This is a genomic window from Cysteiniphilum sp. (genome assembly GCF_057495195.1).
The window spans coordinates 1-12,854 of the sequence record NZ_JBXTEF010000134.1; the positions used below are offsets into that span (position 1 = coordinate 1).

General features: G+C 39.7%; 13 protein-coding genes. 6 read left to right on the top strand and 7 right to left on the bottom strand.

What is annotated here, in order from left to right; translation table 11 throughout:
* Positions 1–127: 127 nt before the first annotated feature.
* Positions 128–1,540 (bottom strand): glutamate--ammonia ligase, encoded by a 1,413-nt coding sequence (gene glnA, locus ACY10D_RS11095; RefSeq protein WP_487000795.1) that lies wholly within the window; start codon positions 1,538–1,540, stop codon positions 128–130.
* 149 nt (positions 1,541–1,689) lie between these two features.
* On the opposite strand from glnA, the gene ACY10D_RS11100 reads away from it, so the two are divergent.
* Together ACY10D_RS11100 and ptsP are read left to right on the top strand one after the other, a co-directional pair.
* The gene (locus tag ACY10D_RS11100; protein ID WP_192484267.1) at positions 1,690–2,172 is read left to right on the top strand and encodes an RNA pyrophosphohydrolase; all 483 of its coding nucleotides are present in this window, start codon (positions 1,690–1,692) and stop codon (positions 2,170–2,172) included.
* Positions 2,173–2,177: 5 nt separating this feature from the next.
* On the top strand, positions 2,178–4,436 hold the full coding sequence (gene ptsP / locus ACY10D_RS11105) for a phosphoenolpyruvate--protein phosphotransferase (protein WP_487000796.1): 2,259 nt from the start codon (positions 2,178–2,180) through the stop codon (positions 4,434–4,436).
* A gap of 28 nt (positions 4,437–4,464) precedes the next feature.
* Here the strand turns inward: ptsP and ACY10D_RS11110 are convergent, their stop codons facing one another.
* The 6 genes from ACY10D_RS11110 to ACY10D_RS11135 all read right to left on the bottom strand — a co-directional run bounded on the left by ACY10D_RS11110 (position 4,465) and on the right by ACY10D_RS11135 (position 10,386).
* Positions 4,465–5,160, bottom strand: coding sequence for an outer membrane protein (locus tag ACY10D_RS11110; RefSeq protein WP_487000797.1), 696 nt, complete (start codon positions 5,158–5,160; stop codon positions 4,465–4,467).
* 268 nt (positions 5,161–5,428) lie between these two features.
* A complete protein-coding gene (locus tag ACY10D_RS11115) occupies positions 5,429–6,097 on the bottom strand; it encodes a hypothetical protein (protein WP_487000798.1) in 669 nt (222 codons plus the stop codon).
* A gap of 225 nt (positions 6,098–6,322) precedes the next feature.
* Positions 6,323–7,348, bottom strand: coding sequence for a nucleoside-specific channel-forming Tsx family protein (locus ACY10D_RS11120; protein ID WP_487000799.1), 1,026 nt, complete (start codon positions 7,346–7,348; stop codon positions 6,323–6,325).
* 98 nt (positions 7,349–7,446) lie between these two features.
* Complete coding sequence (locus tag ACY10D_RS11125) at positions 7,447–9,231, bottom strand: Hsp70 family protein (protein ID WP_487000800.1); 1,785 nt, start codon at positions 9,229–9,231, stop codon at positions 7,447–7,449.
* The gene (locus ACY10D_RS11130) at positions 9,232–9,732 is read right to left on the bottom strand and encodes a DUF2760 domain-containing protein (protein WP_487000801.1); all 501 of its coding nucleotides are present in this window, start codon (positions 9,730–9,732) and stop codon (positions 9,232–9,234) included.
* A 99-nt stretch (positions 9,733–9,831) separates the two neighbouring features.
* Complete coding sequence (locus tag ACY10D_RS11135) at positions 9,832–10,386, bottom strand: L-threonylcarbamoyladenylate synthase (RefSeq protein ID WP_487000802.1); 555 nt, start codon at positions 10,384–10,386, stop codon at positions 9,832–9,834.
* Between the two features lie 320 nt (positions 10,387–10,706).
* Between ACY10D_RS11135 and ACY10D_RS11140 the strand changes: the two genes are divergently transcribed.
* The 4 genes from ACY10D_RS11140 to ACY10D_RS11155 are packed head-to-tail and all read left to right on the top strand — an operon-like array spanning position 10,707 to position 12,839.
* Complete coding sequence (locus ACY10D_RS11140) at positions 10,707–11,090, top strand: hypothetical protein (RefSeq protein ID WP_464217761.1); 384 nt, start codon at positions 10,707–10,709, stop codon at positions 11,088–11,090.
* A 6-nt stretch (positions 11,091–11,096) separates the two neighbouring features.
* Positions 11,097–11,738: a phosphoribosylanthranilate isomerase gene (locus tag ACY10D_RS11145; RefSeq protein WP_487000803.1), complete on the top strand. Its 642-nt coding sequence runs from the start codon at positions 11,097–11,099 to the stop codon at positions 11,736–11,738.
* Positions 11,731–12,093, top strand: coding sequence for an ApeI family dehydratase (locus ACY10D_RS11150; RefSeq protein WP_487000804.1), 363 nt, complete (start codon positions 11,731–11,733; stop codon positions 12,091–12,093). Before ACY10D_RS11145 ends, ACY10D_RS11150 begins: the two co-directional genes overlap by 8 nt.
* The gene (locus ACY10D_RS11155; protein WP_487000805.1) at positions 12,090–12,839 is read left to right on the top strand and encodes a glycosyltransferase family 2 protein; all 750 of its coding nucleotides are present in this window, start codon (positions 12,090–12,092) and stop codon (positions 12,837–12,839) included. The genes ACY10D_RS11150 and ACY10D_RS11155 overlap by 4 nt, the downstream gene beginning before the upstream one ends.
* Positions 12,840–12,854: the final 15 nt, after the last annotated feature.

The window sequence follows — 12,854 nt, forward strand, 5'->3', positions numbered from 1 at the left end:
CTTATCTTTAACTCAACCATTTTAAAACCCACTTACAAAAAGATCCCTATAAACCTATGCTTTGCAAGAGGGGTGCCGAGTTTGCGAGGCGGGGTGTTGAAATAGCAAAAGTGCGTAACCTCCTTTATTACAAACTATAATACATTTGAAATTCAACAGGATGCGGTGTCATATTAAGCTTCTGAACTTCTTCCATTTTCAGATCGATATAAGCATTTATCATATCATCTGAGAATACGCCACCTGCGGTTAAGAACTCACGATCTTCATCTAAAGCAGCAAGCGCCTCTTCTAGTGATGCTGCCACCGTTGGGATGTCAATAAGCTCTTCAGGCGGTAAATCATATAGATTTTTATCCATCGCTTCACCTGGGTGAATTTTATTTTTAATACCGTCAATTCCCGCCATTATCATTGCTGAGAATGCTAAATATGGATTTGCCATAGGATCACCAAAGCGCACTTCTATGCGACGTGCTTTTTCACTATTAACAAACGGAATACGAATAGATGCTGAGCGGTTACGTGCTGAATATACCAATAACACAGGCGCATCAAAGCCTGGAACTAAACGTTTATAGCTATTAGTTGATGGATTAGTAAATGCATTTAATGCCTTAGCATGCTTGATAATTCCACCAATATAGTAGAGCGCTTCTTCTGAAAGCCCAGCATAACCATTGCCTGCAAATAAGTTTTTACCTTCTTTTGAAAGCGACTGATGGACATGCATGCCTGAACCATTATCCCCGGGGATAGGTTTTGGCATAAAAGTTACACTCTTACCAAAACCATTCGCCACATTGTGGACTACGTATTTAAAGACTTGTGTTTGATCAGCTTTGTCTACTAACGTTGAGAACTTAGTGCCAATTTCGCATTGACCTGCCGTCGCGACTTCATGATGATGGACTTCCACTTCTTGGCCCAACTCTTCCAAAATAGAGCACATCTCTGAGCGAATATCTTGCAGTGAGTCAACCGGTGGCACAGGGAAATAACCACCCTTAACACCAGGCTTGTGCCCATTATTGCGACCACCATAAAGATCATTAGTGCTCCATGCTGACTCATTACTTCTAATTTTATACTCAGAACCTTCCATGTCTGATTTGTACGTCACATCATCAAAGATAAAAAACTCAGGCTCTGGACCAAAGTATGCGGTATCAGCAATGCCTGTTGACTTGATATAAGTTTCACAACGTTTTGCGAGCGAGCGTGGGTCACGATCATATGCCTGCATTGTTGCTGGCTCTAAAATATCACAACGAATAATCAATGTCGGCGCTTCAAAAAATGGGTCAATTAACATCGTTGATGCATCTGGCATCAAAATCATATCTGACTCATTAATCCCCTTCCAACCTTCGATAGATGAACCATCAAACATTTTACCGTCAGCGAAGAAATCTTCATCCACAGCACGCACAGGAATGGTGACATGTTGCTCTTTGCCTTTTGTGTCGGTAAAACGCAGGTCGACAAATTCGATCCCATATTCACTAACCATGGCTTGATAATGTGTAAAGTCAGACATACTAATAACACTCCTTGAGATTTGGTTGATAGTTTTACCGCGATCTATTCTATCAGAGTTTTTTGCAAAATTTAGCAAGATTTTCAAGGAAAAGTTACCATCTTTACGGTATGCTAAACAGCAGGATAGTACTAGGTTTGGAAATGATCGTGATAGATCAAGAAGGTTTCAGAGCAAATGTGGCGATCATTATTATGAATGATCAAAACAAAGTGTTCTGGGGTCGTCGTGTCAACCAAAGTTCGTGGCAGTTTCCGCAAGGTGGTTTAAACTCCGGAGAAACGCCGATTGAAGCAATGTATCGAGAGCTTAAAGAAGAAGTAGGTCTTATGCCTTATGATGTCGAGGTGATCGCTGCAACAAGAACATGGTTAAGATATCGACTTCCCAGAGCGCTAATTAGAAGAAATTGCCCACTGTGTATTGGTCAAAAACAAAAGTGGTTTTTATTGCGTTTAAAATCAGCAGATAGTGCAATTAATCTTAATGCCAATCACAAGCCCGAGTTTGATGAATGGCGTTGGGTTAACTATTGGTACCCCGCAGGCAAAGTAGTTTCTTTTAAGCGTCATGTTTATCAAAAGGCGCTTGAGCATTTTTTTCCAGTACTTAAAGATTGGCCACGTGGGTAACTATCATGCTATGGCAGTCTTTAGTTAAAATCATTGAGCTTAAGCATGAGCTTGATGTTGTATTATCAATGTTTGCTAAAGAAGCATGTAAAGTACTTAGTGTCGATGCGTGCAGTGTTTTTATTTTGGATGAAACAGAACACACTTACACATTAAGCGCTTCAACCCTAGTACCAACATTGCGATCGGGCATGATCTACATCAATGCCAAAGATGATCTTCTGGGTAAAGTTGCTTTGCGTGAAGAGGCACTTATTGTTAGCGATATGTCAAAGGCCTCAAGCTATAGCGTGCTACAAACACTTTCACGCAACCGCTTACAATCTTTGTTAGCAGCACCTGTTGTTCACAAAGGTGATGTTATTGCCATTATTGCGCTACAACTCAATGACAAAGATAAGATTACTGAAAGCTTACAAACTGATGTTGCAACACTGTGTGCTAACTTATCGCTACCACTAAACCGCGCCATTCATATTGAAGATGTTTCCGAGCAAATTGAAGATAAGCCGCAAAGTCCGATGTACTTTGATGGCGTTAGCGCCAGTGATGGTGTGCAAAAAGGCATTGCAGTTGCACGTTATAATATTACCGACATTGAAGAGATTCCTGATAAACCCACTCAATCCGACGATGAAGAACGTTTATTTATAAGTGCGGTAAAGGATGTCAAAGAGTCTTTGGAGGAAATGCTCCAACGTGTCACTCTCCTTGCAGGTAGTGAAGAAGCACAATTATTTGAAGCCTACTTGCAAATGATCGATAGCAGCCGTTTTTATGACGCTATTATTGACTATATTCGTCAAGGCATTTGGTTGCAAAGCGCGATCAAACGGGTTGTCATCGAGCAGGCGACGATTTTTGAACAAATGGATGAGCCTTATTTTGTCGAACGCGCCAGTGATATTCGTGATTTAGGCAAGCGCATCCTATTAGCACTTGAGAATAAAACGCTAAAGAAAAGTCACTATGCCGTGGATACCGTTCTTGTTGCTAGCGAAGTTACTGCATCAATGATTGCTGAAGTACCCAAAGGGCGGTTAAAGGCAATTATCTCAGAGCATGGTTCTTCTTATTCACATGCTGCGATTCTAGCCAAAGCCTTATCAGTACCTTTTGTTACAAGCATCAAAGCATTGCCAATTAGCTTCATTGATGGCAAAGAGATTATTGTTGATGCCTATGTTGGACGCATCTACATCCAACCTGCTAAAGGGCTTAAATCAGCATATGAGCGCTTAATCAAGCATGAAAGCCAAAAAGCCGTTGAATTACAAGCGCTTAAAGACTTATCTAGTGAGACAACTGACGGCCATGAGATAACACTTAAAGCAAATGTTGGTTTAATCGCCGATTTGGATCGTGCCTTAAGCCAAGGCGCCGCTGGTGTCGGTTTATATCGCTCAGAAATTCCCTTTATGATTCGTGAGCGCTTCCCCAGTGAGGATGAGCAACGCATTATTTATCAGCAAATTTTATCAACGTTCCCTGATAAACCTGCTGTTTTACGCACCTTAGATGTTGGCGCGGATAAAACACTACCTTACTTCTACGAAGAAGAGCAAAATCCAGCACTTGGCTGGCGCGGTATTCGCATGCTGCTTGATCAGTCCAACCTTTTTTTAATGCAAATAAGAGCAATGCTTAAAGCAAGTCTACACCATGATAATTTGCATATTTTACTACCAATGATTACAACTATTGAGGAAGTCAAAGAAGCAAAACAGCTTATTCGTCAAGCCTATAAAGAAGTTATTGAAGAAGGGTTTGATATCGATAAACCGCGTATTGGCATCATGATTGAGGTTCCAGCGGCAGTTATACTTGCAGAGCGATTAATTAGCCTAGTTGACTTTGTATCCATTGGCTCAAATGACTTAGCACAATACGTATTAGCCGTTGATCGCACCAACGAAAAAGTCGCTAATCTTTACAACCAACTGCATCCAGCAATGATTCGCACACTTTACCATTTGGTTAAAGTAGCCAACAAGCACAACAAAGAAATCTCTCTTTGTGGCGAGCTTGGCGGCAATCCAATTGCCACCGCTCTTCTTATCGGAATGGGTTTTGGCAGCTTAAGCATGAACGCCTCCGCACTTCTTAAGGTTAAGCAGGTATTGCGATCTGTTACTAAAAAGCAATGTCGCAATGTGTTAAAACAAGTGTTAAAACTTGCCACCACCGAAGAGGTACATACTTATTTAGAAAACTTCCTCGTTGAAAATGACTTAGGTGGTCTGATCCGCGCAGGGATTAATTAACACCATAAAAATTCATCTTATCTTCGCACTAAAAAGCGATTGGAAAAGTATAAGTCACACCCGCGGTTAATGCATTAAACTTGCTAACCTGGTCTTTATTGTTAATTTCTTTATTACCAAATATGTATTGATACTGGGCAAACACTGTCCAGTTTTTATAAGTATATGCCGCACCTGCCGCTGCCATTAGTTTCCATGCATCGGTAGTGATTGTAAATCCGCTGTTATCTATATTGGCACGCTCTGTGACGTATGCCATACCTCCTTTACCAAAGAGCTGTAAACCAAAGGGTAATGTAAATTTCAAAGTGCCCAGCACAGGAATCATTTGATAATTCATATTTGAATCATCATCCTTGATAACATGATAACCATAGTCATAACCAGATTCCACACCAAACGAAATCGCATGACTCAAAGCAAAATCAAATCCGATAATAGCACCACCAAAAACATTGCCATTACTCGCATTATCAAGATCATTGCGTGAAACATCTGCCACTTTACCATAACCACCTTGAACACCGAGCACCAACCCATATGGCGCTTTTGAACCTTGATCATTACCCATATCGCTAGCACCTACAGTAGGTTGTACATTGATATTATTAATGGTGTTTGCTTTGCTATCGTTATCTGCTACTGTACTTTGTGCACTTGTTGCATAGCTTATCGATGACACTGCTAACGATGATATAACGACTAATGATACTTTCTTAAGCATAATGGCTCCTTAATATTTGTGTATTTTATGTTTTTTGTATCTTTTGCACTCTATGCAATATTTATACAGATAAAAACTCCGGCATTGCCTAACAAACACTTCTGCTCACTAAGCTTAGCGCACCCCCATGTATACTCTCAATCAAGTAAAGGGGATTTTTATACACAAAAATTAAGGGAGAATTAAGATTTAATAATATTTATAATTATTTAGTAATTTTAACATTATTAGATCAATATAAAAATTTAAACGATATTTAAAACACACATTAGAATACGTAGCGAATACCCACTTGCTCTGAATCAACGCTAATACCCGAATTAACAACTGCATTTGCAAAACCAAATGGGACAAAACCAAAAGTTGTAAAGCCTGCGCTAATATATTGCGCAAAAATACTAAATCCAGGTGTAATATCATAAGCAAGTTTAAACTTAAATATACCTAGCGCTCCTTGCCCATCCGCTGCAGCACCGCCACCTAAACCAAGCTCAGCACTTAACGGTGAAGATAAATACATACCAACAAACCCTTCAACGGTAACACCATTGAGTTGGGTATACTCAGTTTTAACAACTTGACCATTGCTGTAATTACTTGCATTTGGATCAATTGCCTTACCAAAATAATAGTAATTAAGACTGACACCAGTATAGATATTTTTCCAAGTATTGCTTTGACCAAATCCCCACTGGTAACCTAAAGAGACATTAGCCGCCCCTTTGTTTTGTGTCGGAAAGGTAATGTTTTGGCTACTGTTTCCCCAAATCGTCACCCATGAATCTTCATAATATGACTGAGTTTGCGCGGCACCACCTGCTGCACTCATAAAGAAACCACTAGGAACATTATGCGTGTTCTGTGGCTTCCCCTCAATATTTGCAAATAGTAAAACAGGGCTAGAGGATAATGCGATCATGATTGTTTTTAGCTTCATAGTGGCTCCATTGCATTTAAAACGCTGACAATAATATCACCTTATGATCTTTTTTCAATCAGAAAATAAAATATGCAAATCTCGGCTATGACTAAGTGCTCACCGTACCCTGAGCGTAAGTCGAAGGGTAGCTTGGAAAAATCATACTTCATAAAGGCTTCGACTTACGCTCAGCCAACGCTTACATAATCAAAGTGGGCAGGAATATGCTCTTAGCCCAAATCTCTATGCAAAAACATAGCTAATATCAAAATACTGTCCCCAACCGGTAGTATTTTGCACGCCACCACCGGTTATTGGGCTGCCATCTTTAACTCCAGTCATATTACCGAAATATTTCAAGCCATAACCCACAGCAAATCGCTTGCTATGCCAATACAGACCATTAAACCACTCTATCGAGTAGCTTGAGCGAGTTGAGTCATATTTATCCATACCAAAACTGTAATCAAAATAGCCTTGATACGATAAGAATGAACCATTGCCAAACGTATAAAATGGTTTAAACCAATTAGTTGCTAACTTATAACCATCCCACGTATTTTCATTTGGTGCACCATAGTTTTCACGCACATAACGCGCATACAAGTTAACACCAACCTTACCAAGCCATGGCACTTCAACATCAACACCAGGTCCAATATAAACGTTAAAAAGCTGTCTATCACCAACTTCTGCTAGGGTTGAAACATACCACTCTTTAATAGGACCAATGCTTAGATCCTTGTGCAAGATATCATTGATTGAAAATCTTGGCTGAATCTTAAAGAACATATTATCGCCGTCATGACGATCATCTGAGCGTTGATTAAAAATATCAAATACATCTAAATAACCATATAAATCAACAAAACCAGAGCGTCCACCAAACTCCATCTCAAGATAGGTTGTATCCGCTGCATGATATGGCAGGCGAGCGTTCTCACTGCGCATTAGATTAAATTGCAGAAAGTTGTAATATTGATTATAGATTGTCTGATCACTACCATCTGACTTTTTAGCTTTTTCATCTTTTTCAGCTTTTGTAGGTTTTGACTGCGTTTCTGCTTTTTTTGATTTATCAGCTTTGTCCGCCTTATCATTAGTAGACGTGATAGCATGAGTTGCTGATGTTTTCTCAGCAGCGCTATTGCGTTGCGCACTACTCACAACTGTTGTTGTTTGATTATCAGCATCATTTGCATAGTTTATGCCTGCGGCAAAAATCGAAGTTAGACTTGCTAGACCCAAGGTTATTTTTTGATATTTCATTGAGAGTTTTTATTACATTCAAACCATAAGAGTCGGCATGTTAAGCTAATTCAGATGTTTTTAAAAGTCTTAAAATTGTATTTTTATGTTATTAAAAGTCATCGAATCGTTTCAAATGCAATCTTCCATTGATCATTATTTTCCAAAGCCTTGGCAGTTAGCTCCAATGTACCAATTTCAGTATGCATTGCGCTAATATGCACAGGCACTGAAGTACCATTGGCGTAATTATCCGCAGATAAGGTCAAGCGCAGTGGTGATAACTCAATCAATCCTGCCTGCTCCCAGTCGGTAAAGATATCGCCCAAACAATCATCAGCACGATGGTTCGCAGCAAAAAATCTAAACTCAACAGGCTCACCGACAACCAATGAGAATGTCTCAGCTTCATATACAAGCTCTTCTTCAGCTTCCATACCTTGCACGGCAATACATAGCGCTTCGATCTGCGGTTGAAAGCCTGGAATGGCTGGCATTGGTGACTCGATCCCAATATAGAATGAATGCGACGCGCCTCCTTTGATACGAATACCATTGCCTTGTAAAGCATCGGCAAACACACTAGCACCAATGGCAACTGAAGTATCATAAGCTGCATGCCCAAGCTCGCAAGCTTCAGGATGCCCCTCTTTGGTAAGCCATTTATTAATAATCTGCATTAATTGGCAACGCAAAACCTGTGGTTTAAACACACCACCATTAAATAATACTGCCGTCGGCGTGATGAATTTTTCATCCGCCTTTGCTTGTTTGCTTAAGAACAATGCAAGATGTTTGGTAATCGCAGCTTCTTGAGTGTAGCTTAAAGCAAAACGACTCAATCCCGTGCGCGGCGCATTATGTGGATGATCCTCAATGGCAACCTCAGGGAAAAAACCTTGTAGCATAATTTTTTCAACATCTTTTTTCGTCAAGGTTTCTGATACCGCATTAGCAAAGATATTTGATGAACGTCCAGGAATCGATACGGCAATTTCATTTAAGCTTTGGTCACTTAATAGTTTCTCTTTGGCATTTCTACAACTATGCACTAATGCCTGCATCTGCCATGGTTCTAAGCGTTGACCACCATCTAATAATCTCTGCTGCACGGTATGTGCTAACATAAGATCGATATTATCACCACCAATTAAGATATGATCGCCAACAGCGATACGCCTTAATGCAAGCGTCCCCTCTTCATCTTCAACCTTTATCAATGAAAAATCCGTCGTGCCACCGCCAACATCTATAACCAAAATCACATCATCAGCCGTTAGCTGATCACGCCATTTTTCATGATCATGAATCCAACCATATAATGATGCTTGCGGTTCTTCCAATAAGGTAACCTCTTCAAAATCACATAAACGTGCCGCCTCAGCTGTCAAATCACGCGCTGCAGGCTCAAAAGATGCCGGAATGGTAATAATAATCTTTTGTTGAAACAATGGCGCATCCGGAAAGGCGCTATTCCATGTCTTTTTAATATGTTCAAAGTAATGAGTATATGCCTCAAGTGGTGATATGCGCTCAACACCTTCAGCTGCTTGATATGGTAATAACGCTTTACGCTTATCAATCGTGGCCTGACACAGCCAACTCTTAACACTTGATATCACCCTGTTTGGTGTCGTTTGTGCTTTTGTTTTAGCATATTCGCCCACCAAGATGGTGGTTTCACTTTGCCACGGCAAAGCAATATCATCTAGGCTTAATTCCAATGCGTTAGGTAAATATAAAAATGACGGCATTAACGTTTTGGATTCATATTGATTCTTGGCCATAAACTGCGGAATAGCTAACGTACTAATCTCAGTATCATCTGCTATTTTCTTATAGGTAACCGCACAATTTGTTGTGCCTAAATCAATTCCAATCAAATATTTTGCATGATGCGACATTTATAACACCTCTACTTCTGCTGGCTGTAATATATCCAGATTTGCTTCTTTGGCTACTTTGGGTAAATGCATTTTCTCTACTTTCCAACCTTGGTGGATTAACTTACCCTTAAAGCGCGTACTGTGCACAACATTCCCCGTGAGCTCAACACTATACTTATCATAATTTGCCTCAAGTATGATCTCGTGATTTTCCTGATCTTGATAAACCGGCGCTAGCGTGCAATAAGACTCAAGTGCTTTTTTGCACTGATCATGAACAACGCGTGCCACAGTTGCTACCTGCTCATTGTTATAGTGATCAAGGTTTTGCGCCAGAAAATCTAACAAGCGCCCTTTTTTTTGCAAAATAGACAATAGCTGTTTAGCAGATTCGGTGCTTTTTGCATCTTCATCAGTACACCCTATTTCCTGCTGAATATCAGCCACAGGCTTAGCTTCAATATTTTCAAGCTTACCTTTTATTAAGCAACGTAAGCGCTGCCTCCATGTTAATTTCATTGGCATATATTATTTTCTTTGAATAAAAAATTACTCATCACGCATGAGAGTTAGTTTAGCCTATGGCATTAGCAGCGACAAAGCTTTTATTGCTGAAGTTTAATCTCGCAATATCCTTCCTGTTAATAAATCAATTAATCTCGATGGCTTGGTTGCAACAAAATCACCTTGCGGATAGATATAATCGACACTCTCACCGAAATAATCATACACCTCACGCGCCGATGTTGCTGCAGGCATATTGGAGATATTAGCACTGGTTGAAACAATGGCTTGATCAAGCATATTGGTTAATTCACTCAATAAAGAATGAGTAGTTAAACGCACGGCAATACTTTCAAAAGGGCCTGTCAACCAGCGAAACTGTGGCTTAACAGGCGCCACCCACGTTGTCGCCCTATCATAATGTGTTTGTAGTTTTACAAGATGCTCTTTGGTTAGACGTGTTACATCAATAACGCGTAGCAAATGCTCAATATTACTTGAAAGCACAATAAATCCTTTGTTGGCATTGCGCTTTTTCAGTGTCACAATTTTTGCCACCGCATCTGGCTCAAGGGTCGTGCTTAAGCCATACACAGATTCCGTTGGTAAGGCTAAAACTTTTTGCGCTTTTAATAACAAAACAAGCTTTTCGAGGTCATTTTTATGCATATTTATTCTATCAATAACTATCATTTAAAACGCAAGATACTATATACCCATCACAAACCATTTCACAGTGTTTATTGCCTTTCCCAACTTTACACTTGATTATGCCTATACCCATTACAAACCATTTTGCTGTGCTTGCTTGTAAAGTAGTTTGTGAAGATTTTGGTAAGTTGAATTGCAGGTAATAGCTAGGATTATTATCAAAATTAAACTTGCCAACAGCACGCAAAATACAAAGCAAAAAATTCTGTAAAATGGTTTGTAATGGGTATAAACTTTTAGGCACGCTTATGGTAAATGACAAGCAACATGGAGCTGTTATGCAAACCAATGAAATTGATTCTAGATTAAAACTTATTCTTTCCGCTCAAGTCGATAAACTAGACGAGCTAGAAAAAGTATGGATGTCTGGCTATGCCCATGGCCAACAAAATCAATCTGATGAACTAAATCCATTTCCAGAGAAAACTGTTGAACATAACTACTGGGCAGAAGGGTTTGAAGCTGGCGAATTTGGCGATGAGCCACTATTCCCACAATATATCTCAATCCTTACCGAAGAAGCGACAAGTGAAAAAGACCCTCAAGTTGAAGATCGTAAGAAATTTCACCTAACTAAAGTCGATGGACTTCTGGCAACCACGGGTGTTACTGTTGCAACTGCATCGATGGTTGCCGCGGCATTAATCAACTTTATGGCATAATCCAATATGTCTAAAACCCGAATCAAAATTTGCGGCATTACCAACCTTGATGACGCCTTGTATGCGATTGACTGTGGCGCTGATGCACTAGGGTTTGTGTTTTATGATAAATCCCCGCGATTTATTGATACTCTTAAAGCAAGACAGATCATCAATCAATTACCACCTTTTGTTAGCTGCTGTGGGCTTTTTGTCAATGCCGCACCACAAACAATTCAAGCAGGTATTGATGCGAATATCAGCCTTATTCAATTTCATGGCGATGAAACTGCCACAGAATGTGAACAATTTAACTTCCCTTATATTCGCGCAATCCGTGCCAAAGATGCTGACACACTCATCAATGCACGAAATGCGTACTCTAAGGCACGAGGTTTATTGATTGATAGCTATGATCCAAATCTTTATGGTGGCTCAGGGCAAACTTTTGACTGGTCAATTATTCCAAGTGACATGCGCCAGAAAATTATTCTTGCAGGTGGACTCACTGCGGACAACGTACAATCGGCAATTACAATCATTAAGCCCTATGCAGTTGATGTTAGCGGTGGCGTTGAATCACAAAAAGGGATAAAATGCCGCCAAAAAATCAAAGCATTTTGTGATGCTGTTCATAGCATAAATACAATAAGTGATATCAATGATTAACGATCATACCCGCCTGCCGCAAATCATTCATCAAGGCATTACACAAAATGAGGATGAAACACGGCTTGAACTGGATATTTATTTTCATCGTGATCTGATCTTTTTCAAAGGGCATTTTGACAATACACCTATTTTGCCTGGTATTGCGCAGACTGACTTTGTCATTGCCTTTGCTGCTCGCTTTTTAGAAATTGACAAAAAAACCATTGCTAATATTCCACAACTCAAATTTAGTCGAGTGATTTTACCCGAGTCTACATTAAAATTATGCATTAGCAAAAAGCCAAACCTTTTGACATTTCGCTATATTGATAAAGACAATGCTACTTACTCAAGCGGCAAGATCAAACTATGAAACCTGCCTTTTTAATTCCTGTTTACAACCATGGTGATACTTTAGAGCAGGTTGTTTCAGCATTACAATCTTATGGTTTAACTTGCCTTATTGTTGATGATGGTAGTGACGACGAAACAAAGTCTTTTATTGCTGATATCACTACAAAGTTTAACTGGGTCAAAAGCATCTCACTCCCACAAAATGGTGGCAAAGGCGCTGCTATTTTAGCTGGATTTGCGTGGTTATTAGCAAATGGCTATACACATGCTTTACAAGTTGATGCGGATAATCAGCATGACTTAGTAGATACTCCTAAATTTCTACAGATGGCTTATGATAAACCTGATTGTCTGATTTCAGGTGAACCTATTTATGATCAAAGCATTCCTAAGTCGCGTTTACATGGGCGCAAGATTACCAATTTCTGGGTTGCTATTGAGACATGGAGTAAATCACTCACTGAAAGCATGTGTGGCTTTAGGGTATATCCACTGCAAGCACTTCAACCTATCCTGTCAAACATTCGTGGCATGCGCATGGATTTTGATATTGAGATTCTGATTAAAGCGTATTGGCTAGGCATTGGGGTTAATTATATTCCAACCAAAGTGGTTTACCCTGTTGGTGGACGCTCACACTTTCGGTTATGGCGTGATAATTTGCGTATTTCTTGGCTACACACTCGACTTTTTTTTGGTATGTTTTACCATATGCCACGACATTATTTTAAATATAGTAAACGCAAAAAATGCAAACAATGCTAAAAATGCAAAACAAGA

Coding starts and splice junctions, on each gene's coding strand:
- glnA (WP_487000795.1), bottom strand. CDS start 1,540: ATGTCTGACTTTACACATTATCAAGCCATGGTTAGTGAATATGGGATC.
- ptsP (WP_487000796.1), top strand. CDS start 2,178: ATGCTATGGCAGTCTTTAGTTAAAATCATTGAGCTTAAGCATGAGCTT.
- ACY10D_RS11110 (WP_487000797.1), bottom strand. CDS start 5,160: ATGCTTAAGAAAGTATCATTAGTCGTTATATCATCGTTAGCAGTGTCA.
- ACY10D_RS11115 (WP_487000798.1), bottom strand. CDS start 6,097: ATGAAGCTAAAAACAATCATGATCGCATTATCCTCTAGCCCTGTTTTA.
- ACY10D_RS11120 (WP_487000799.1), bottom strand. CDS start 7,348: ATGAAATATCAAAAAATAACCTTGGGTCTAGCAAGTCTAACTTCGATT.
- ACY10D_RS11125 (WP_487000800.1), bottom strand. CDS start 9,231: ATGTCGCATCATGCAAAATATTTGATTGGAATTGATTTAGGCACAACA.
- ACY10D_RS11130 (WP_487000801.1), bottom strand. CDS start 9,732: ATGAAATTAACATGGAGGCAGCGCTTACGTTGCTTAATAAAAGGTAAG.
- ACY10D_RS11135 (WP_487000802.1), bottom strand. CDS start 10,386: ATGCATAAAAATGACCTCGAAAAGCTTGTTTTGTTATTAAAAGCGCAA.
- ACY10D_RS11140 (WP_464217761.1), top strand. CDS start 10,707: ATGCAAACCAATGAAATTGATTCTAGATTAAAACTTATTCTTTCCGCT.
- ACY10D_RS11145 (WP_487000803.1), top strand. CDS start 11,097: ATGTCTAAAACCCGAATCAAAATTTGCGGCATTACCAACCTTGATGAC.
- ACY10D_RS11150 (WP_487000804.1), top strand. CDS start 11,731: ATGATTAACGATCATACCCGCCTGCCGCAAATCATTCATCAAGGCATT.
- ACY10D_RS11155 (WP_487000805.1), top strand. CDS start 12,090: ATGAAACCTGCCTTTTTAATTCCTGTTTACAACCATGGTGATACTTTA.